At 66.1% G+C, this 20,400-nt stretch carries 17 protein-coding genes; 14 read left to right on the top strand and 3 right to left on the bottom strand.

Going from position 1 to position 20,400, the window contains the following annotated elements:
• Window positions 1-15 precede the first annotated feature (15 nt).
• From A6M56_RS07400 to A6M56_RS07375, 6 genes are all read left to right on the top strand, one after another.
• Window positions 16-588: a septation protein A gene (locus A6M56_RS07400; RefSeq protein WP_062738541.1), complete on the top strand. Its 573-nt coding sequence runs from the start codon at window positions 16-18 to the stop codon at window positions 586-588.
• Entirely contained in the window at window positions 588-860 is a 273-nt protein-coding gene (locus tag A6M56_RS07395) for a BolA family protein (protein WP_045786877.1), read from the top strand. The genes A6M56_RS07400 and A6M56_RS07395 overlap by 1 nt, the downstream gene beginning before the upstream one ends.
• A 23-nt stretch (window positions 861-883) precedes the next feature.
• Window positions 884-1,681, top strand: a complete 798-nt coding sequence (locus A6M56_RS07390; protein WP_045786878.1) for a peptidylprolyl isomerase — start codon at window positions 884-886, stop codon at window positions 1,679-1,681.
• A 291-nt stretch (window positions 1,682-1,972) separates the two neighbouring features.
• Complete coding sequence (locus tag A6M56_RS07385; protein WP_102079820.1) at window positions 1,973-2,953, top strand: ABC transporter substrate-binding protein; 981 nt, start codon at window positions 1,973-1,975, stop codon at window positions 2,951-2,953.
• Between the two features lie 175 nt (window positions 2,954-3,128).
• Window positions 3,129-4,037 carry an ABC transporter permease gene (locus A6M56_RS07380; protein WP_045786880.1) on the top strand — a complete coding sequence of 303 codons (909 nt, stop codon included), beginning with the start codon at window positions 3,129-3,131 and terminating at the stop codon, window positions 4,035-4,037.
• 1 nt (window position 4,038) lies between these two features.
• Window positions 4,039-4,833, top strand: coding sequence for an ABC transporter ATP-binding protein (locus tag A6M56_RS07375; RefSeq protein ID WP_045786881.1), 795 nt, complete (start codon window positions 4,039-4,041; stop codon window positions 4,831-4,833).
• A gap of 79 nt (window positions 4,834-4,912) precedes the next feature.
• On the opposite strand, the gene A6M56_RS07370 is transcribed toward A6M56_RS07375, so the two are convergent.
• Window positions 4,913-5,986 carry a porin gene (locus A6M56_RS07370; protein ID WP_102079821.1) on the bottom strand — a complete coding sequence of 358 codons (1,074 nt, stop codon included), beginning with the start codon at window positions 5,984-5,986 and terminating at the stop codon, window positions 4,913-4,915.
• Window positions 5,987-6,193: 207 nt separating this feature from the next.
• On the opposite strand from A6M56_RS07370, the gene A6M56_RS07365 reads away from it, so the two are divergent.
• The 6 genes from A6M56_RS07365 to A6M56_RS07340 all read left to right on the top strand — a co-directional run bounded on the left by A6M56_RS07365 (window position 6,194) and on the right by A6M56_RS07340 (window position 13,137).
• On the top strand, window positions 6,194-6,874 hold the full coding sequence (locus tag A6M56_RS07365; protein WP_027681402.1) for a response regulator: 681 nt from the start codon (window positions 6,194-6,196) through the stop codon (window positions 6,872-6,874).
• Window positions 6,871-8,289, top strand: a complete 1,419-nt coding sequence (locus A6M56_RS07360; RefSeq protein WP_045786884.1) for a sensor histidine kinase — start codon at window positions 6,871-6,873, stop codon at window positions 8,287-8,289. Before A6M56_RS07365 ends, A6M56_RS07360 begins: the two co-directional genes overlap by 4 nt.
• Before the next feature lie 425 nt (window positions 8,290-8,714).
• On the top strand, window positions 8,715-9,803 hold the full coding sequence (locus tag A6M56_RS07355) for an ABC transporter ATP-binding protein (RefSeq protein WP_045786885.1): 1,089 nt from the start codon (window positions 8,715-8,717) through the stop codon (window positions 9,801-9,803).
• Between the two features lie 56 nt (window positions 9,804-9,859).
• Window positions 9,860-10,912: an ABC transporter substrate-binding protein gene (locus tag A6M56_RS07350; protein ID WP_045786886.1), complete on the top strand. Its 1,053-nt coding sequence runs from the start codon at window positions 9,860-9,862 to the stop codon at window positions 10,910-10,912.
• 103 nt (window positions 10,913-11,015) lie between these two features.
• Window positions 11,016-12,284 (top strand): ABC transporter permease, encoded by a 1,269-nt coding sequence (locus A6M56_RS07345; protein WP_102080261.1) that lies wholly within the window; start codon window positions 11,016-11,018, stop codon window positions 12,282-12,284.
• A gap of 16 nt (window positions 12,285-12,300) precedes the next feature.
• Window positions 12,301-13,137 (top strand): ABC transporter permease, encoded by an 837-nt coding sequence (locus A6M56_RS07340; RefSeq protein WP_102079822.1) that lies wholly within the window; start codon window positions 12,301-12,303, stop codon window positions 13,135-13,137.
• Between the two features lie 208 nt (window positions 13,138-13,345).
• Here the strand turns inward: A6M56_RS07340 and A6M56_RS07335 are convergent, their stop codons facing one another.
• Window positions 13,346-14,110: an SDR family NAD(P)-dependent oxidoreductase gene (locus A6M56_RS07335; protein WP_102079823.1), complete on the bottom strand. Its 765-nt coding sequence runs from the start codon at window positions 14,108-14,110 to the stop codon at window positions 13,346-13,348.
• 131 nt (window positions 14,111-14,241) lie between these two features.
• Here A6M56_RS07335 and A6M56_RS07330 point away from each other — a divergent pair, with 131 nt between their 5' ends.
• Window positions 14,242-15,168 carry a LysR family transcriptional regulator gene (locus A6M56_RS07330; protein WP_102079824.1) on the top strand — a complete coding sequence of 309 codons (927 nt, stop codon included), beginning with the start codon at window positions 14,242-14,244 and terminating at the stop codon, window positions 15,166-15,168.
• Window positions 15,169-15,238: 70 nt separating this feature from the next.
• Window positions 15,239-16,477: a serine hydrolase domain-containing protein gene (locus A6M56_RS07325; protein ID WP_257984040.1), complete on the top strand. Its 1,239-nt coding sequence runs from the start codon at window positions 15,239-15,241 to the stop codon at window positions 16,475-16,477.
• Between the two features lie 75 nt (window positions 16,478-16,552).
• On the opposite strand, the gene A6M56_RS07320 is transcribed toward A6M56_RS07325, so the two are convergent.
• The gene (locus A6M56_RS07320; protein WP_102079826.1) at window positions 16,553-20,374 is read right to left on the bottom strand and encodes an autotransporter domain-containing protein; all 3,822 of its coding nucleotides are present in this window, start codon (window positions 20,372-20,374) and stop codon (window positions 16,553-16,555) included.
• Between the last annotated feature and the right edge of the window lie 26 nt (window positions 20,375-20,400).

Below are 20,400 nucleotides of genomic sequence, written 5' to 3'. Positions count from 1 at the left end.
GCAAGTGCGTCCCGCATGAAATTCCTGTTCGATCTGTTCCCGGTCATCCTCTTTTTTGCTGCCTTCAAGGTGGCCGGCATTTATGTGGCGACCACCGTCGCGATGGTCGCCACCGTCCTGCAGATCGCGTGGGTGTGGTTCAGGCACCGCAAGGTCGACGCCATGCAGTGGCTGTCGCTGCTCATCATCGGCGTGTTTGGCGGTGCAACGCTCGTCTTCCACAACGACACCTTCATCAAATGGAAGCCGACGGTGCTGTACTGGCTGTTTGGCGTCGTTCTGCTGGGCAGCGCGGTGTTCGTCCGCAAGAACCTCATCCGCGCCATGATGGAGCAGCAGGTCTCGCTGCCCGAGGCGATGTGGGGCCGGCTGAATCTGGTCTGGGCGCTGTTCTTCCTCGCCATGGGTTGCCTGAACCTGTACGTGGCCTACAACTTCGACACCGACGTCTGGGTCAATTTCAAGCTGTTCGGTTCGATGGGCCTGATGGTGGTCTTCATCCTCGTACAGAGCGTCTGGCTGGCGCGCCACATGCAGGAACGCCCGGCCGGCGCGGCCAACGATTCCAACATCCGGGACGACCGCTGATGGCTGCCGATCCACGCGAAATCGAACGCCTCCTGCGCGAGGCCTTCCAGCCCATCCACCTCGTCGTTGAAGACGACAGCGCCAGGCACGCAGGCCATGCCGGCGCGGCTTCCGGCGGCGGGCACTACAACGTCGATATCGTCAGCCAGGCCTTTGCCGGCAAGAGCCGCGTTGCCCGCCATCGCATGGTGTATGATGCGCTGCGCACGCTGTGGCCGGCCGCCATCCATGCCTTGGCGATCCGTGCGGTCACACCCGAAGAAAACGTCTGAGTCCTTCCCTCGAACGCAATCCCATGAAGATTTCCAGCCTCACCGCCAGCCTGCTGGCTGTTGCCCTTGCCGCGACCGTTGTTCCCGCCATGGCCCAGAACGCCGCCGTGGTCAACGGCAAAGCCATCCCGAGCGCCAAGGTGGACGCGCTGATCAAGAAGTCGGGCCAGCCCGAATCGCCGGAGCTGCGCAACCGCGCCCGCGAGATGCTGATTGACCGCGAACTGCTCGAGCAGGATGCGCTCAAGCGGGGCCTGCTGCAGCGCGAGGACGTGCAGGAACAACTGACGCAGGCGCGACTGAACGTGCTGGTGGCAGCCGAGTTCGAAGACTACGTCAAGAACAGCCCCGCCACCGAGGAAGAACTGCGCAAGCAATACGACAAGATCAAGTCGCAATTCGGCAACGGCAAGGAATACCACGCGCACCACATCCTCGTGGACAAGGAAGCCGACGCGAAGGCCATCATCGCCAAGCTGAAGGCCGGCGCCAAGTTTGAAGACATCGCCAAGGCCCAATCGAAGGACAAGGGATCGGGCGCCAACGGCGGCGACCTGGACTGGGCGAACCCGGGCACCTACGTGCCGGAGTTCTCGGCGGCCCTGACGGCGCTGAAGAAGGGTGAGATCACCCAGACGCCGGTCAAGACGCAGTTCGGCTGGCACGTGATCCGTCTGGACGACACGCGCGACGCCAAGATCCCGTCGTTCGAGGAGATCAAGCCGCAACTGCTCGAGATGATGATGGGCGACCAGAACTGGCAACGCACCAAGTTCCAGGCCATGCTCAAGGACCTGCGCGACAAGGCAAAGATCCAGTAAGCAGCGGCCCGTTGGGGCAATCAGAAAAGGGGGCCGCGCGCCCCTTTTTGATTTGATGCGGCGCTGCCTGCGCTGCACGCCGTCCTCCCCCGCCGACACCCCCCATGTTCTTTTGAAGTGTTTGCTGAAAAGCATGGCGATTTGCCGGATAATGTGCGCCCACATGCGCCGGCATTGCACTGCTTCGGTGCATTCAAGAGTCAATAGTCTTTGAAAGACCAACCGCGCCAGCACGGGCCTATCCCGCCCTGCACCAGAGCGAAACCACCCAAAAGGAAACAGGAGATCCTTATGTCCAGCCTCAAGCACGCCTTCCGCCTTGCCGCGCTTGCCGTCATCCCGATGGCGCTTCTGCAAGCCGCACCGGCACTGGCCCAGGCCACCAAGACGGTCGAAGTGCTCGCCATCGTTGAGCACCCGGCGCTCGACGCCATCCGCGACGGCGCCAAGGAGCAGCTCAAGGCCGAAGGCTTCGACGCCGGCAAGAACCTGAAGTGGGAATACCAGAGCGCGCAAGGCAGCACCGCCACCGCCGCGCAGATCGCCCGCAAGTTCATCGGCGACAAGCCGGACGCCATCATCGCCATCGCCACGCCGTCGGCGCAGGCTGTCGTGGCTGCCACGAAGACCATCCCGGTGGTCTATTCGGGCGTGACGGACCCGGTGGCCGCACAACTGGTGAAGAGCTGGGAGCCGTCGGGCACCAACGTGACGGGCGTGTCCGACAAGCTGCCGCTGGACAAGCAGATTGCCCTGATCAAGCGCGTGGTGCCGAATGCCAAGCGCGTGGGCATGGTCTACAACCCGGGCGAGGCCAACTCGGTCGTGGTGGTCACCGAGCTGAAGAAGCTGCTGTTGGCGCAAGGCATGACGCTGGTGGAATCGGCTGCGCCGCGCACCGTGGACATCGCCCCCGCAGCCAAGAACCTGATCGGCAAGGTCGACGTGATCTACACGAACACCGACAACAACGTGGTGTCGGCGTATGAGTCGCTGGTGAAGGTGGCCAACGAAGCGAAGATCCCGCTGGTGGCCGGCGATACCGACAGCGTCAAGCGCGGCGCCATCGCAGCGCTGGGCATCAACTACTACAAGCTCGGGCAGCAGACCGGCAAGGTTGTCGCGCGCATCCTGAAGGGCGAAAAGCCGGGCGCGATCGCCTCGGCCGGCAGCTCCGACCTGGAACTGTTCGTGAACGAAAAGGCGGCGAAGCAGCAAGGCGCGACGCTGTCGGCCGACCTGCTGAAGGACGCCAAGGAAGTCATCAAGTAACGCGCAGGCGCCGGGGTCGGCTTCCGCCCGAGGGAGCCGTCCCGGCGCGGGTCTGGCAGCCCGAGCCCGAACGCGGCTATCCGCCGCATCAAGCTCGGGCGCCTGCGCTTTACCCTCAAGCGTCCCCCGTTCATTGCCTACAGGCCGGTACCCAACCACCGCGCCCACCTCTGCCATGTCACTGTTTTCATTGCTCGGCGCCCTGGAGATCGGTCTGATCTTCAGCCTCGTGGCGCTCGGGGTGCTGATCTCCTTCCGCATCCTCAATTTCCCCGACCTCACCGTTGACGGCAGCTTCCCGATGGGCGGCGCGGTGGCGGCCACCCTCATCGCCGGCGGACACGATCCGTTCATGGCGACGCTGGGCGGCACGCTGGCCGGCGCCGTGGCGGGGTTCATCACGGGCTGGCTCAACGTGCGCCTGAAGATCATGGATCTGCTCGCCAGCATCCTGATGATGATCGCGCTGTACTCGGTCAACCTGCGCATCATGGGCAAGCCAAACGTGCCGCTCATCTCCGAGCCGACCGTGTTCTCGCTGCTGCAGCCCGAATGGATGCCCGACTATGTGTTCCGCCCGGTGCTGCTGGGCGTGGTCGTGGTGATCGTCAAGCTGCTGGTGGACTGGTTCTTCTCCACGCAGATCGGCCTGTCGCTGCGCGCGACCGGCGCCAACCCGCGCATGGCGCGCGCGCAGGGTGTCGCCACCGGGGCGGCCACGCTGGCGGGCATGGCCATTTCCAACGCCCTCGTGGCGCTTGCAGGCGCGCTGTATGCGCAGACGCAGGGCGGCGCCGATGTCTCCATGGGGATCGGCACGATCGTGATCGGCCTGGCCGCCGTCATCATCGGCGAGACCGTGCTCCCGGCACGCCGCCTGGTGCTGACCACGCTGGCCGTGGTGGTGGGTGCGATCCTGTATCGCTTTTTCATCGCGCTGGCGCTCAACAGTGATTTCATCGGCCTGCAGGCGCAGGACCTGAACATGGTGACCGCCGCGCTGGTGGTGATCGCGCTCGTGCTTCCCGGTGTGCGCCGCAAGGTGTTCGGCAAGCTCGCCAAGAACGGTACCAAGGGGAACTGACATGCTGAGCGCACAAGGACTCACCCTCACCTTCAACCCCGGCACGCCCATCGAGACGCGCGCGCTGCGCGGCCTGTCGCTGGACATTCCGGCGGGCCAGTTCGTCGCCGTGATCGGCTCCAACGGGGCCGGCAAGTCGACGTTCCTGAACTCCATCAGCGGCGACCAGATGGTCGACTCGGGCCGCATCACGATCGACGGTGAAGACGTCACGCGCAAGACCGCATGGCAGCGTGCCGACAAGGTCGCCCGCGTGTTCCAGGACCCGATGGCCGGCACCTGCGAAAACCTGACGATCGAAGAGAACATGTCGCTGGCCATGTGTCGCGGCCAGCGTCGCGGCTTCAGGTTTGCGACCAACCGCAAGTGGCGCGAGATCTTCCGCGAGCAGCTGCGCCGGCTCGACCTCGGCCTCGAGAACCGCCTGACCGACCGCATCGGTCTGCTCTCGGGCGGTCAGCGCCAGGCGGTGAGCCTGCTGATGGCCTCGCTGCAGCCGTCGCGCATCCTGCTGCTGGATGAGCACACTGCCGCGCTCGACCCGAAAACGGCCGCCTTCGTGCTGGAGCTGACCGCCAAGATCGTCTCGGAGAGCAAGCTGACGACGATGATGGTGACGCACTCCATGCGCCAGGCGCTCGACTACGGCGACCGCACGGTGATGCTGCACCAGGGCAACGTGATCCTCGACGTGCAAGGCGAGGAACGCCGTGGCCTGGACGTGCCGCACCTGCTGCAGAAGTTCGAGGAAACGCGCGGCGCCAAGGTGGACGACGACGCCCTGCTCCTCGGCTAAGCCGCACGCAGCGTTTCAACGCACCATGAAAAACGGGCACCTTCGGGTGCCCGTTTTCCTTGGATGCGCCTGCCGTCGATCAGAAGCGGTGTTGCAGGCCCGCCGTCACACCGACCTGGTTGTTGCCATAACCCACCACGTCGCGCGACAGGCTCACGTTCTGGCCGTTCTTGGCCTTGGCATAACCGGCAGACAGATACGCCGTCGTGCGCTTGGACAGCGCGTACTGGCCGCGCACGGAGAACAGGATCGGATCGGCATCCGTGCCGTCCTTGATGTTCTGCTTGTACACCGCGCCGTACAGCGTGAAGGCCGGCGTCACGTCGTAGCTGGCACCCGCCCAATACATGTCGCTGCGCAGGCTGGCGGTGGCCGTGGTGAACGCGCGCTTGTAGTTGCGGTAGCCCGCGAACAGCTTCAGTGCGCCGAAGTCGTAGCTGGCACCGGCGTGAATGCCCTGGATGTAATCGGTCGTGTCTGCCGGCGTGGTGCTGGTGCCAGCGCCGTTCTGGCGATCCCACGTGACGGCTGCCGAGAAGCCGCCCACGCTGTAGCCGACGCCCAGGTCGTACTTGGAGCTGCTCTTGAAGTTGCCCGCTGCCTCGCCAAAGCCCACGGTGGCGCCCAGCTTCAGGCCGCCAAACGTGCCGTCATAACGCACGGCGTTGGAAGCGCGCGAGAACAGGCCGTCCTTGCGGTCACCCGTTGCCGTGGACGATGTGGCCCACGAATAGTTCGGCGCATAGCCCATCGGGTCGTACGGCAGCATGAAGTCGTACGTCGTGGTGAAGGTGCGACCGGCGACCACCTGGCCGAAGCCGCCCGCCAGCCCCACCACCGCGCGGCGGTCGAACAGCGTGTTGTCGGTGTCGAGCTTGCCGGTGTCGATGGCGATGCCGCTTTCCAGGTTGAACACGGCCTTCAGGCCGCCGCCCAGGTCTTCGGTGCCGCGCATGCCCCAGCGCGATGTGTTCTTGCCACCCGAGACGAGGCGCGTGGCGCTGCCGCCGTTCGGACCGGCGTGGTTCACATACTCGATGCCCGAATCCATGATCCCGTACAGGGTCACGTTGGAGGATTGTGCGGCGGCCGTGCCAGCCGTCGTCGCGGTGGCGAGCGCCACCACGGCCAGCGCCATCGAAGTCTTGTTCATCAGGTCTCCCTTATTCGTTGTCCTTGCGCAAAGGCCCAGTCACAGGGCCGTTGGGCGGGACGGATCGTATGAGGGACGCACTTTCAGTTCACTTTCGATTGACGGGAAATTGCGGGGCTGTGTCGCGGCGTTCTCGGGGGTTTCCCTAGCTTCAAAACATGCGGCGATGTCTGTATTCCTCTGCGGCTGAGTGAGAGATGTCCCGATATGCGCATCCTGTTGGTGGAAGACAACCTGAAGTTGGCCAGCACGCTGGAAGAAGCCCTCGGCCAGGCCGGCTTCACGGTCGATTGCGTGCATGACGGCCACGCGGCCGACTTGCTGCTCACCACGCAGGACTACGCGCTGGCCATTCTCGACATTGGCCTGCCCCGCCTGGACGGGCTGGAAGTGCTGCGCCGCCTGCGCGCCCGCAAGAACCCGCTGCCGGTGATGATCCTGACCGCACATGGCGCCGTGGAAGAGCGCGTGCGCGGCCTCAACCTCGGGGCTGACGATTACCTTGCGAAACCGTTCGACCTGACCGAAGTCGAAGCCCGCGCCCGGGCGCTGATCCGACGCAGCCACGGCCACGAAAGCACGCAGCTGCAATGCGGCCCGCTGCACTACGACGGCATCAGCGGCGCCTTCACGCTGCACGGAGAACTGCTCGCCCTCACCGGCCGCGAGCGCGCCGTGCTGGAAGTCCTGATGCTGCGCGACGGTCGCGCCGTCAACAAGGCCGCCATCTCGGAAAAGATCTTCAGCATCAACGAATCCGTCAACGCCGACGCCATCGAGATCTATGTGCACCGCCTGCGCAAGAAGCTCGATGGCAGCGGCGTCGCCATCGTCATGCTGCGCGGCCTCGGGTATCTGCTGGAAGCCACGGAAGGCGCCGCCCCATGAACCCGTCGAGCCTGCGCCGGCAGCTTTCGTTCTGGCTGCTGCTGCCGCTGCTGGGGTTGCTCGCGCTCGATGCGTGGCTGACTTACACGCGCGCCATGACAGCCGCCAACGCCGCGTTCGACCGCACGCTCGAGGCCTCGCTCAAGGCCATGCGCGAAGGCGTGCGACTGCGCAACAAGCAATTCGCCATCGACCTGCCCTACCTAGCGCTGGACATTCTCGAATCGGAAACCGGCAGCAGCATCTTCTACCGGATCGTCGATGCCGGCGGCAGCACGCTCACCGGCTACGACGATCTGCCCATGCCCGGCGGGCAGCGCGCCACGCCCTATCGCACGCTGTTCTACGACACGCAGTTTCGCGGCATGCAGGTGCGCATGGCCGTGCAACCGCTGCCGGTGCGCGATGCGCAGTCGGGCCAAACGCAGGTCATCTGGCTGCTGGTGGGTGAAACGCTGGAGCCGCGCGAGGCGCTGGCGCACGAGATCCTGGCGGGTTCATTGCAGCAGGAAGTGCTGCTGGTGGTGCTGGCCGTGGGCATCGTCTGGCTGGGCGTGCGGCGCGGCCTGCGGCCGCTGCGCCAGTTGAGCGAAACCGTGGCCAGCCGCGGCACCGATGAGCTTGCACCGCTACCGCAGCAAGGCCTGCCAGCAGAGGTCGCGCCGCTGGTCGAGGCCATCAATCAGTACGTGGCGCGCCTGCTGCGCATGGTGCAGGCCCGCAAGCGCTTCTTTGCCGACGCCGCACATCAATTGAAGACGCCGCTGGCCGTGATCCAGGCGCAGTCGGAACTGGCCCTGCGCGAGCCCGACGGCGAGCGCATCCGCCGCCATCTGCAACCGCTGCACGGCACGGTCCGCGAAGCAGCCAAGGGCGTCCAGCAGCTGCTGTCGCTCTCGCGCCTGGAGCCCGACAGCGGCTACACACCGCAGTTGCAACCGCTGCGCTTCGATGCGCTGGCCGGCGACGTTGCACTCGAACTCGCGCCCGTGGCCCGCAAGGCTGGTATCGATCTCGGCTTCGAAGGCGAGCCCGTGATCGTGGCTGGCGACCCGCAATGGCTGCAGGAGCTGGTCGGCAACCTGCTCGACAACGCCCTGCGCTACGCCGGCCATGGCTCACGCGTGACTGTGCGCGTCAGCCGGCGTGCCATGGCGACGTTTGGCGAGCAGGGGGTGCTCCAGGTCGAAGACGACGGCCCCGGCATTGCCGTGCTCGAACGTGACGCGGTGTTCGGCCGCTTTTACCGCGGAGCCGCGGCAGCGGGCCACGAAGGCAGCGGCCTGGGCCTCGCCATCGTGCGCGAGATCGCCCGCATGCATGGCGGCACGGTCGCGCTGTCCGACACGCCTGGCGGCGGGCTGACCGTCACCGTCTGCCTGGCGCTCGCCCCTGCGGACGAAGCGGCGTCCTGATCCGACACGCCAGCGGTTGCTGCAAGACAACATCGGCAACTGCACCGTGCCCCGTCCGCCGATCACCCGTGCACCGTTTGCGTGACGACGCGGCGCACCATTTCCAGGCAGACGGCGCGCGGGCCTGTTCCGGCCAAATTGGTTCCATCCGGACGCTGTTACGCCCGCCGGTTCGCCACCGATTGCCAGCGACCAGGAGCCGGCGCGCGTGCCCCAGGCTGATCGGCTGCGATGCCTGCTAGAGCAAGGCATCGGGGGTTTTCCCTATTGTGGTGCCCACGCGTACCGCGCTCACTGGGGCGGTGCTCAGCTCGCATAAATTGGCTCCATCAAATAGCCAGAATTGGGTCCACTTGATAAAACCATGAGCCGCTATAGTCCATTCACAAATCGTCACAACACGACCGGTTGACGGAGGAGCAGCAATGAAGACCGACGACGTGATCGTCAGCTTTCGCGGTGTACGCAAGACGTATGACGGCGAGACCCTCGTGGTCAAGCACCTGGACCTGGACATCTACCAGGGCGAGTTCCTCACCCTGCTCGGTCCGTCCGGCTCGGGCAAGACCACGTGCCTGATGATGCTGGCCGGGTTCGAATTCCCGACCAGCGGCGAGATCCGCCTCGAAGGCGCGCTGCTGAACAACGTGCCGCCGCACAAGCGCAACATCGGCATGGTGTTCCAGAACTACGCGCTGTTTCCGCACATGACAGTGGCGCAGAACGTGGAATACCCGCTGACCGTGCGCAAGCTGCCCGCCGCCGAACGTGCCGAGCGCGTGCACAAGGCCCTGCAGATGGTCCGCATGGAAGGCTTTGCCAAGCGCTACCCCGCGCAGCTCTCGGGCGGCCAGCAGCAGCGCATTGCACTGGCCCGCGCGCTGGTGTTCGAGCCCAAGCTCGTGCTGATGGACGAACCGCTGGGCGCGCTCGACAAGCAACTGCGTGAACACATGCAGTACGAGCTGAAATCGTTGCACGAAAAGCTGGGCGTGACCTTCGTCTACGTGACGCACGACCAGGGCGAGGCGCTCACCATGTCCGACCGCGTCGCCGTGTTCGACAAGGGCATCGTGCAGCAGCTCGACACGGTGGACAGCCTCTACGAGCGCCCCTGCAACGAGTTCGTCGCCAACTTCATCGGCGACAGCAACACGCTGCGCGGCACCGTCATCCGCGTTGACGGCGAGTACTGCGAACTGCAACTCAACGACGGCGCCCGCGTGGTCGGCCGCAACGTGGCCGGCGCCAACGTCGGGGCCACGGCCACGGGCTGCATCCGCCCCGAGCGCATGCGGCTGGCCGAGGGCACCTCCGCCGCCGGCAACGCGATCACCGGGCAGACGCGCGGCCTCGTCTACTTTGGCGACCACGTGCGCATGCGCTGCGCCCTGCCCGACCAACCCGAATGCTTCGTCAAGGTGCCGCTGGGCACGCGCGCGCTTGAAGGCTTTACGCCCGGCGCGCCGATCCAGCTCGAGTTCGCGCCTGAACACCTGCGCGTTTTTGTCTGAGCCGTAACACGACCACAAAGCCGTATCCACACGCTAAAGCCAAAAGAGGAGCCAACATGAAACACATCACGAAGACGCGTCTGAGCGTACTTGCCGGCGCGTTCGCCATTGCATTCGGTGCGCAGTCGGGCGCCCATGCGGCGGAACTCACCGTCGTCAACTTTGGGGGTGCCAACGGCGATGCGCAGAAGGCCGCCTTCAACAAGCCGTTCGAGACGCAGACCGGCAACAAGGTCACCGTGGTCGAGTACAACGGCGAGCAGGCCAAGATCAAGGCCATGGTCGAAGCCAAGCACGTCAACTGGGACGTAGTGGAAGTCGAATCCGGCGACATCGGCCGCGGCTGTGACGAAGGCCTGTTCGAGAAGCTCGACTGGAGCAAGATCGCCAAGAAGACCGACCTGATCCCGGAAGCACCGCAAACCTGCGGCGTGGGCTTCTTCGTGTGGTCCACCGCGCTGGCCTACAACGCCGACAAGCTCAAGACCGCCCCCAAGGGCTGGGCCGATTTCTGGGACGTGAAGACCTTCCCGGGCAAGCGTGGCATGCGCAAGGGCGCGCGCTACAACCTGGAATTCGCGCTGATGGCCGACGGCGTGCCGGTCAAGGAGGTCTACAAGGTGCTGGCCACCAAGGATGGCCAGAACCGCGCGTTCAAGAAGCTCGATCAGCTCAAGCCGTACATCCAGTGGTGGGAAGCCGGCGCACAGCCGCCGCAGTTCCTGGTGGCGGGTGACGTGGTGATGTCCACCGCCTTCAACGGCCGCATCGATGCCGCGCAACGCGAAGGCAAGAACCTCAAGGTGGTGTGGAACGGCAGCATCTACGACCTCGACTACTGGGCCATCCCGAAGGGCTCGCCCAACAAGGCCTTGGCCGAGCAGTACATCGCGTACACGCTGTCGCAGAAGCCGCAGCAGGAATACGCCAAGCACATCGCATACGGCCCGGCCAACGTGGCCGCCATCAAGGCGCTCGATGCCAAGACACAGGCCAACATGCCGAACTCGCCCGAGAACAGCAAGAACGCGGTGCTGCAGAACCTGCAGTTCTGGACCGACCACGGCGACGAGCTGGAACAGCGCTTCGCCTCGTGGGCGTCGAAGTAACCGCATCGCGGTGTAACGCAGTGACCGCGCGGATGCCCTGCAGGTTTGGCGAGGCATCCGCCGGACGAATTCCCGTAGCGATGGCGAGGCAGCATTGAACACCATGACGATCGCGGCTGAATCGGTTCCGGAATCGACGGCCAAACTCAAACGCGAATTGAAGAGCGCTGAGGCGCGCAGGCGTGCCATGGCGCTGGCGCTGGTGGCGCCGCTCGCGATCTTCCTGCTGCTGATCTTTGTCGTGCCGATCGGCGCCCTGCTCACACGCGCCGTGCAGAACCCCGAGGTGGCCGACGCGCTGCCCAGAACCGTCGTCGCCCTGAAGGGCTGGGACCGCAAGAGCCCGCCGACCGACGCCGCCTACGCCGCGCTCGCCGCCGACCTCACGACCGTGAGCGAAGGCGAAGCGATGGGCGCACTGGCCCGCCGCCTCAACACAGAAATTTCAGGCTTCCGCTCGCTGGTGGCCAAGACCGCGCGCGCCATGCCGCTGGCCGATGACCAGGGCAAGGCATCGACGCTCACGCCCAGCCAGACCCGCGCCAAGCTGCTTGAAGTCGACGAGCGCTGGGGCGATGTCGCGTATTGGCAGGCCATTGCCAAGAACAGCAGCCGCACGTCGCCGTTCTACCTGCTGGCCGCGCTGGACCACCGGCAAGACGCCTTCGGCCACATCGAAGCCACCGACCCCGACGAGCAGATCTACGTGACGGTGTTCGTGCGCACCTTCGTCATCAGCGCGATGGTGACGCTGTTCGCCCTGCTGCTCGGCTATCCGCTGTCGTACTGGATCGCCTCGCTGCCGGAGCGCCGCGCCAACCTCGTCATGGTGATGGTGCTGATCCCGTTCTGGACGTCCATCCTCGTGCGCGTGGCGGCGTGGATCGTGCTGCTGCAGACCGAAGGCCTGATCAACCACGGCCTGATCGACCTCGGCATCATCAAGGAGCCGCTGGCGCTGCTGTTCAACCGCGTGGGCGTGTACATCTCGATGACGCACATCCTGCTGCCGTTCATGATCCTGCCGCTGTACAGCGTGATGAAGTCGATCCCGCCGACGTACCAGCGCGCGGCCGTGTCGCTGGGCAGCCATCCGTTTGCCGCCTTCTGGCGCGTGTATGTGCCGCAGACGTATCCGGGCATCGGCGCCGGTGCGCTGCTGGTGTTCATCCTGGCACTCGGCTACTACATCACCCCCGCGCTGCTGGGCGGGCCGAACGACCAGATGGTCAGCTACTACGTGGCGTACTTCACCAACGTCACGATCAACTGGGGCATGGCATGCGCGCTGGGTGCGCTGCTGTTGCTGGCCACGCTGGTGCTGTACGCCGTGTATGGACGCTTCACGCGGCCCAAGGTCCGCGTTGGTTGAACGGAGCCCATCGAACATGAAACTCGCCAAACCGATGTTCGCCCCGCACACCTCGCTCGTCGAGCGCCTGTGGTACTTCGCGCTGCGCGGCCTGGCCGTGCTGACCCTGCTGTACCTCGTGCTGCCGGTGCTGGTGATCGTGCCGCTCTCGTTCTCGTCGAGCACGTTCCTGTCGTATCCGATTCCGAGCTATTCGCTGCGCTGGTATCAGAACCTCGTCACGTCGGATGAATGGCGCATGGCGGCCAAGAACAGCTTCATCGTCGCGCCCGCCGCCACGATCGTCGCAACGGTGCTCGGCACCCTGGCCGCCATCGGGCTGAACAAGGCGGACTTCCGTGGCAAGGGCCTGCTGATGGCGGTGCTGGTGTCGCCGATGATCGTGCCAGTGGTCGTCGTAGGCGTCGGCATGTACCTGTTCTTTGCCCCGCTGGGCCTGGCCAACACGTATATCGGGCTGATCCTCGCGCATGCGGCGCTGGGCGTGCCGTTTGTGGTGACGACGGTGCTGGCGACGCTGCAGGGCTTCAATCACAACCTCGTGCGGGCGAGCCTGTCGCTGGGCGCCAACCCGGTCATGACGTTCTTCCGCATTACCCTGCCCGTCATCGCACCGGGCGTGATTTCCGGCGCGCTGTTTGCGTTTGCCACATCGTTTGACGAAGTGGTGGTGACGCTCTTCCTGGCGGGGGCCGATCAGGTGACGCTGCCGCGCCAGATGTTTACCGGGATTCGCGAAAACATCTCGCCGACGATTGCGGCGCTGGCGACGATTCTGATTGTGTTTTCGACGTGTCTGCTGTTGACGTTTGAGTGGCTGCGGGGGCGGGCTGCGGCTAAGGCGGTGGCGTAAGGGTTCTTGGTTTTTGGGTTGTTTCTTGTGGTGCATCCCTTGTTTCATCCCCTGCCGGGGGCGAAACAAGCGCAGCGCCGCCGCGCCAACCCATCAAGCCACCAGTTCCAAATTCCGAACGCAACACGCAGAGCTATTTCCTCGGCGCCCCGAGCTCAGAACTCGACAGCGGCACGGCAGAACGCCGAGTGTCGCGATCTGCCGCTGCTTACAGGAACATCCCGCCCGACGCCTCAATCCGCTGCGCATTGATCCACCGGTTATCCGGCGACAGCAGCGAGGCCACCACGCCGCCAATATCGTCCGGCAGGCCAGCGCGCCCCAGTGCCGTATTGGACGCCACCATCGCATTGAGGCTCGCGTTGTCGCGCACCGCACCGCCGCCAAAGTCCGTCTCGATGGCGCCCGGCGCCACCACGTTCACGGCAATGCCGCGCGGGCCGAGTTCCTTCGCCAGATAGCGCGTCAGCACCTCCACCGCGCCCTTCATTGCCGCATACGCGCCGTAGCCCGGCAGCGCAAAGCGCGCCAGCCCCGACGAGATATTCACGATGCGCCCGCCGTCCGCCATGAGCGGCAGCAGGATCTGCGTGAGGAAGAACACGCCCTTGAAATGCACGTTCATCAGTTCGTCGAACTGCACTTCGGTGGTTTCGGCCACCGTGGCATGCACGCCCACGCCGGCGTTGTTGAGGAGGTAATCGAAGCGCTCGGCCTTCCACTGCGCCAGCACACCGCGCACGGCCTCGGCAAAGGCCGGGAACGTGGCGATCTTGCCGGCGTCCAGCTGCAAGGCGGCGGCGCGGCGGCCCTGGAAAGTCAGTTCAGCGACGAGGGCATCGGCTTCCGCGCGGTTGGTGCGGTAGGTGAAGATCACGTCGGTGCCGCGCTGGGCCAGCTTCTGCACCATGTTCTTGCCAAGGCCGCGGCTGCCGCCGGTGACGATCGCGATGGGGGTGTGGGTCTGCGTCATGTTTGCTCTCCGGTTGGGTTTGGGATGGGTGTCGAACACCGTGAGAGCATGGTATTGGGCGACAAACAAAGAATAAATCTCGCTTATCCTATCGGTGTGTTTGTTCACAGATAACAATCAACTCACCCGCCATGTCCACCAACCGACTCGAAGCCATGCAGATTTTTGTGCGCGTGGCTGAACTTGCCAGCTTCACGCGCGCGGCAGAAGCCTTGAGCATTCCCAAGCCGGCCGCCTCGGTGGCGGTGCAGCAGCTGGAGACGATGCTCGGCACGCGCCTGCTGCACCGGACCACCCGCAAGGTGCAGCTCACGCAGGACGGCCAGACGTTCTACGAGCGCTGCCAGGATCTGCTGGCCGACATGGACGAACTGCAGACCATGTTCCGCCAGAGCCCGCAGGCGCTGCGCGGCCGGCTGCGCGTCGACATGCCGGTGGGCGTGGCGCGCCGCATCGTCATCCCGGCCCTGCCCGCGTTTCTGGAGATGCATCCCGACCTCGAGATCGAGCTGTCCAGCACCGACCGCCGCGTAGACCCCGTGCGCGAAGGCTTCGACTGCGTCCTGCGCATCGGTAACCTGGCCGACAGCAGCCTGATCGCCCGCCCGCTCGGCCAGTTGCATCAGGTGAACTGCGCCAGCCCGGCCTACATCGCGCGCTATGGCATGCCGAAAACGCTCGACGACCTCGACCACCATCGCATCGTCCATTACGTGCAGACGCTGGGGACGAAGTCGCCGGGGTGGGAATACACGGTGGACGGCCGCTCGGCGTTTCGGCCGATGAAAGGCGCGGTGACCGTCAGCTCGGCCGAGAGCTACGACGCAGCGTGCCGCGCGGGGCTGGGGATGATCCAGGCACCCGTGTACGCGGGGCTGTCGTCGGCGATTGCGGACGGTACGCTCCTTGACGTCATGCCCGACTTTCGGCCGCCGCCGATGCCGGTTTCGCTGGTGTATCCCAACCGACGAAACCTGCCGGTTCGGGTGCAGGTCTTCATGAACTGGATGAGCGAGTTGCTGGAGCCGTATCTGGAACCGCTGGGCACGAATGCGTAGGCGCTCCGCCTTGCGGCCGGTGTAGTCTCACGGCTTGCCGCCGCCCGCAATCTCTCCCCCGACCCAGCCAATGAACGCTCTCCAACACTGCGCGATGTGCGCGCTGCTCGCCTGCAGCGTCGCCGTCGCTTCGCCCGATGAAGATCGACTCGGCAAGGCGCAAGGCTATCCGCTCGCGCCAAGCGCCGCACGCATCCACGAGGCCCAGTACATCGTGGGGGCCTTCAGCGGCATGGACCGCATCTCGCCGTCTTGCGGACTGGCGCCGGCCGACCAACCGGTGCAGCTCAAGATGGCAGACAAGGAGGCGGATGTCCGGTATCGCTTCCGCAACCATGACTACACGCTGGCCGACTACATGGAGCATCAGCGCGCGACCGCTGTGCTGATCGTTCAGGACGGCGTCATCCTGGCCGAGCATTACGGCTACGACCGCACGCGAGACATGCGCATGCTGTCCAACTCGATGGCCAAGACGCTGGTTGCACTGGCCATCGGCAAGGCGCTGGAGGATGGAAGCCTGCACTTGCTGGACGACCGTGTTGACCAGTACGTGCCGGACCTTGCAGGCACGCTGTACGGTGAAACGCGCATCGTCGATCTGCTGCGCATGGCCTCCGGCGCGAAGTACGTCGAGGACTACACCCCCACCGACGACCGTGCACGTTTTCTCAAGACGGCAGCAAAGCAAGGCGTGCTCGCGGCCGCGGCCCAGGTCAACGAGCGCGCCGATGCGCCGGGCACGCGTTTCAACTACGCGGGCGCGCAAACCGAAGTGTTGGCGCTCGTGCTGCAAGCGGCGACGCACCGCAGCCTGTGCGACTTCGTTGACGACAAGCTATGGAAACCGATGGGGGCCGAAGGCAAGGCGACCTACCTCCTGCGCCAATCCGACGGATCGGCGTTTGCCCAGGGCGGCTTCAATGCAACGGCGCGGGACTACGCGCGCCTCGGGTCGATGCTGGCCAACGATGGCGTGGTGCAAGGCCGGCAAGTCGTGCCGCGCGACTTCCTGCTCGACATGACCGACGCAGCGCGCCAGCCCGATGCGTTTCGCCCCGGGCAGATGACGTATCACGGCAGCCGCTATTACGGCTACGGCTATCAGGTCTGGCTTTTGCCGGGACAAGCACGGCGATTCGTGCTGCTCGGCGTCCATGGGCAGGCGATCTACGTGGACCCGCAATCCGGGCTCACCATGGTCCATCTTGCGGTGGGCCAGGACGCGTCGGGCGATGCAAGCGGCGCGCACCTGGGCGCCGAGCGTGATGCGTTGTGGCGCGGCGTTGTCGAGAAGTTTGGCCGCTAGACGCTCCGCTGGTGCTGGTAAAAAAACGCGCCGAGATCACGTCGGCGCGTTTTTTCTTTCAGCACGCGGCTTCCGTTAAAACCGATGGTTGACCCGCACGTACGCAGACTGCGCAGACACGTGGCTCGTATTGATGGTGGTATCCACACCCAAGGACACCGTGGTCGCCTTGGCTGCCTGGAGCGTGACGCTCGCACCCGTCGTCAGGAACGAACGCGGCAGATCGGTGCCCGGGGCCGCGAACACGGTGCCGTCCTGGCTCTGCACCTGGACGACACGGCCGGCGTTCATCAGCTCATGCGCATAGCCCAAGCGAAGTTGCACGTTGACGGGGCGCACGTCTCCGAAGGCCTTGTCGAGCGTGACGCCCACATACGGCTGGAGGCTGCGCGCGCTGTCCGGGCCGACCTGGAGGTTCTGGCCGTGGGCGCCGTCCTCTCCGAAGCCGCTGCCGCGCACGTAGGCGTAGCGCAGGCCCAGGTGCGGCGCGAGGCGGAGGCCGCCGATCTCCAGGGGCAAGCTGGCTTGCGTGGCAGCCGTGAATTCGTGCGCGAGATGGTCGCCCTCGGCGGTGCCCACGCTGCCGAACGGCCGCTTCTGCGAGAAGAAATCGAGCCCATAGCCGACCGTGGCCGACAGGTTGATGGCGCCCATCGGCTGCGCGCCGTAAAGTGCCACGCGCAACGTGTCGATGGCGCCCGATGCGCCGGTCGTGTCCTCGCCGAGCGTGGTGTGCGTGTAGCCGCCCGCCGCGCCGACGGTGGCCGCGCCCATGCGGCCCTCCGCTCCCGCCAGGAACCCGTAGGCGTGCGTGAGGAAGCCCGGCGCATTGCCTGTGCCGCCCACCTTCGTGCTGGATCCGCTGGCCGTAGCCCAGACGTTGGTGGCGCCGCCCAGCGCGTCTTGCGGCCCGGACAGCCGGCCGAGCAGCGCGGCGTTGGCGCCTTGCGCCTGCAGCAGCGCCGTCGTGCCAAGCGCCGTGTAGATGGAGGTTTTTGTCGGGGCGACGACGGTCCCGCCGCCGGGTGCACCGGGCGCCGTTGCTTCCGCGAGCAGCAGATCGACCGCATTCGTTCCGTAGTCCACCGAGGTCTGCAGCGTGCCGAGGCTGGCGCCGGCCGTGGCGGTGCTGACGTTGGCGAAGCGGCCCGTCACGCCGTTGGCCGCGCTCAGCACGGTGTAGCGGCGCGCGGTGTAGGTGCCCGGATCGAACACGATGGCAAGCGACCCGCCGAGCGCCGCGGCACCGCCCACGCGCAGTTGCGAGGCGTCCGTCGGGCTCACCTCGATGGCGAGCGTCCCGCCCGACGCTTGCGTGTAATTGCCCCCAACGGACAGCGTGCCGATGGAGCCGCCCGGCGCCACCACCCCGCTGCTGCTCACATCGCCCGAAACCGTGCCGTGGCCGCGCAGCGTGCCCAGCGCGTTCACCAGGACATTGCCGCCAAGCACGGCACTGGCGTTTGCCGCATCGCCGACGGCCAGCGTGCCGCCTGCCACCGTGGTCGACCCAGAGAAGCTGCTGCTGACACCGTTCAACGTGAGCGTGCCCGTGCCCTGCTTGATCAATGATCCGTTGCCGCTCAGGCTGCCGCCGAAGGCTTGGGACGAGTCGTCGGCCAGCGTCAGCGCGCTGCCATTCAGCACCACGCGGCTGCCAGCGACGCCAGACAGATGGGCGACCGTCTGGCTGGCTCCTGCGGACAGATCGAGTGCCGACGTTGCGCCCGTGAGCGCGACCGTCGTGCCCGACGCCAGGCGGCCGGCACCCGTCAACGCCAGCGTGCCGGCGTTGATCGTCGTTGCACCGCCATAGGTGTTCACGCCGGACAGAGTTTGCGTGCCGCCATTCAGCGTGAGGCCCCCCGTGCCGCCGATGGCACCGCTGAAGGTGCCCGATGCGTTGGCCAGCGTCAGCGTCCGGCTGCCCAGGGCGACGGTGCCTGAGCCTGTCAGTGCGTTGATCGTGGCGCCGGAGGTCGTCCCCGAAATATTGAACGTGCCGTTGTTCACCACGCCGCTGGAGGCCGCGATGCTGCCGGCGCCGGACAGCGCGAGCGTGCCGCCACTGATCGTCGTTGCGCCGGTAAAGCCGTTGGCACTCGACAGCGTTTGCGCGCCACCGCTGACCGTGAGGCCGCCCGTCCCCCCGATCGTGCCGCTGAACGTGCCGGCTGCGTTCGCAAGCGTGAGCGTCCGGCCACCGAGGGCGACGATGCCGGAGCCGGTCAATGCGTTGATGGTCGCGCCCGAGGTCGTCCCCGAAATATCAAACGTGCCGTTGTTCACCACGCCGCTCGAAGCCGCGATGCTGCCGGCACCGGACAACGCGAGCGTGCCCGCATTGATGGTCGTGCTGCCGGCATAGCCCGCCGTGCCCGAGAGGGTCAACGTGCCGGCTCCGGCCTGCACCAGATTGCCGGCGCCGCTGATGGTGCCGGCGTACGTCACTGCGTCGCTGCGATTGAAAGCCAGTGTGCCGTTGTTGACGATGTTGCCGGCCACCGAACCAGTGGTGCCGCCGTTGCCGATCTGCAGCGTGCCCGTGGTGATGGTGGTCGCGCCGGTGTAGGTGTTGTCGCCCGTCAGCGTGATCGTTCGACTGCCGGTGACGCCCACGCCGCCCGCGCCCGATATGACGCCTGACACCACGAGGTTCGTCGTGGTCGAATCGAGCGTGACGCGCGACGTGGCGTCGCCCAGCGTGACGTTGTTGGAGAGCGAGAGGCCTGCAGTGCCGGCCGTGATCTTGGCTGCCGCCCCCGCGGCCACCTCGAGGTTGCCGATGATGTTGGAACCCGTCACCAGTTGCAGCGTGTTGTTCGTCCCGTTGAACTGGATGGCCGCGGCACGGGTCACGCCGTCGCTGGACAATCCGCCGCTGATCGTGCCGCCATTGACGATGACGGCGCCGTTGGCAATGACACCCGCGCCCGCGGCACCGCCGTTGCCCGCGCCGCCGGTAATCGTGCCGACGTTGGTCAGCACGTTGAACGCGGCGGCCAGGTTGACGCCCGCGCCACTGGCACCGGCCGTGCTGCCCGCGCCACCGGCAGCGCCGCCAACACCGCCGACGATCGTCCCGATGTTGGTCACCTGCGAGCCGGACCCCAGGGTCAGCAACCCATCGCCGCCGCCTCCACCGCCACCCGGGTTTCCGCCGCCGCCTCCGTTGCCGCCATTGCCACCAACCAGCGTGCCTTGGTTGTTCACTTCGCCGACCGGCGTCACCATCACGAGGCCTGCGCCGCCACCGCCGCCGCCTCCACCGTTGGAAGCGGCCCCCGATGTGCCGGCCCCCCCGTTTCCGCCCGCGCCGCCCTGCACAGTTGCGCCATTGCTGACAGTGACGCTGGTGCCCGTGGAATACACGCCCGCACCGCCGCCACCCCCACCGGCTGCAAAGTTGAATCCGTCGTACGCTTGGCCCGCGCCGCCCTGCGCGTTTGCGTTGACCACGGCATCGCCAGCGAGTACGACGGCCGGCGAGCCTCCAACGCCGCCCTGCCCGCTGTCGTTCGTGGCACCGGTGCCACCCGTGCCGCCTGAGGTTGGCCCGCCGGGGACTTGGACAGTGGCAGTGCCTCCGCCCAGCGTCGAAGAACCGCCGCCTCCGCCATTGCCGCTGCCGCCGTTGCCGCTGCGATCCGGGATGCCGTTGCCGCCCGCGGCGCTGCAATTGGCGATCGTGGTCGGCGAGCACGTGGCGGCCCAGCCTGGGAGCGCCGTGCCCGCCAGGCCGACCGACACACCGATAGAAATGAGCGAAGCGCGCCGACGCGCATGCGCTGTGTGGGTACCGGCGTCAACGCCCCCGTGCGACGCCTTTGTGCATTCGGACACCACCTGCGGCGCACGCAAGGTGCGGCTCCAGACCAGCCGATAGACCCGGTTCATGTCGATCCCCTCGTTGCATAGACCCA

It is taken from the genome of Ralstonia sp. RL (genome assembly GCF_001683835.1).
GTDB classification, from domain to species: domain Bacteria; phylum Pseudomonadota; class Gammaproteobacteria; order Burkholderiales; family Burkholderiaceae; genus Ralstonia; species Ralstonia mannitolilytica.
The sequence above is the reverse complement of the archived record's forward strand: the minus strand, read 5'-3'. Positions and strand labels throughout refer to the sequence as shown.

Excerpts from the sequence above, each read along its gene's own strand:
- A6M56_RS07400 (WP_062738541.1), top strand. The coding sequence starts at position 16 with ATGAAATTCCTGTTCGATCTGTTCCCGGTCATCCTCTTTTTTGCTGCC.
- A6M56_RS07395 (WP_045786877.1), top strand. The coding sequence starts at position 588 with ATGGCTGCCGATCCACGCGAAATCGAACGCCTCCTGCGCGAGGCCTTC.
- A6M56_RS07390 (WP_045786878.1), top strand. The coding sequence starts at position 884 with ATGAAGATTTCCAGCCTCACCGCCAGCCTGCTGGCTGTTGCCCTTGCC.
- A6M56_RS07385 (WP_102079820.1), top strand. The coding sequence starts at position 1,973 with ATGTCCAGCCTCAAGCACGCCTTCCGCCTTGCCGCGCTTGCCGTCATC.
- A6M56_RS07380 (WP_045786880.1), top strand. The coding sequence starts at position 3,129 with ATGTCACTGTTTTCATTGCTCGGCGCCCTGGAGATCGGTCTGATCTTC.
- A6M56_RS07375 (WP_045786881.1), top strand. The coding sequence starts at position 4,039 with ATGCTGAGCGCACAAGGACTCACCCTCACCTTCAACCCCGGCACGCCC.
- A6M56_RS07370 (WP_102079821.1), bottom strand. The coding sequence starts at position 5,986 with ATGAACAAGACTTCGATGGCGCTGGCCGTGGTGGCGCTCGCCACCGCG.
- A6M56_RS07365 (WP_027681402.1), top strand. The coding sequence starts at position 6,194 with ATGCGCATCCTGTTGGTGGAAGACAACCTGAAGTTGGCCAGCACGCTG.
- A6M56_RS07360 (WP_045786884.1), top strand. The coding sequence starts at position 6,871 with ATGAACCCGTCGAGCCTGCGCCGGCAGCTTTCGTTCTGGCTGCTGCTG.
- A6M56_RS07355 (WP_045786885.1), top strand. The coding sequence starts at position 8,715 with ATGAAGACCGACGACGTGATCGTCAGCTTTCGCGGTGTACGCAAGACG.
- A6M56_RS07350 (WP_045786886.1), top strand. The coding sequence starts at position 9,860 with ATGAAACACATCACGAAGACGCGTCTGAGCGTACTTGCCGGCGCGTTC.
- A6M56_RS07345 (WP_102080261.1), top strand. The coding sequence starts at position 11,016 with ATGACGATCGCGGCTGAATCGGTTCCGGAATCGACGGCCAAACTCAAA.
- A6M56_RS07340 (WP_102079822.1), top strand. The coding sequence starts at position 12,301 with ATGAAACTCGCCAAACCGATGTTCGCCCCGCACACCTCGCTCGTCGAG.
- A6M56_RS07335 (WP_102079823.1), bottom strand. The coding sequence starts at position 14,110 with ATGACGCAGACCCACACCCCCATCGCGATCGTCACCGGCGGCAGCCGC.
- A6M56_RS07330 (WP_102079824.1), top strand. The coding sequence starts at position 14,242 with ATGTCCACCAACCGACTCGAAGCCATGCAGATTTTTGTGCGCGTGGCT.
- A6M56_RS07325 (WP_257984040.1), top strand. The coding sequence starts at position 15,239 with ATGAACGCTCTCCAACACTGCGCGATGTGCGCGCTGCTCGCCTGCAGC.
- A6M56_RS07320 (WP_102079826.1), bottom strand. The coding sequence starts at position 20,374 with ATGAACCGGGTCTATCGGCTGGTCTGGAGCCGCACCTTGCGTGCGCCG.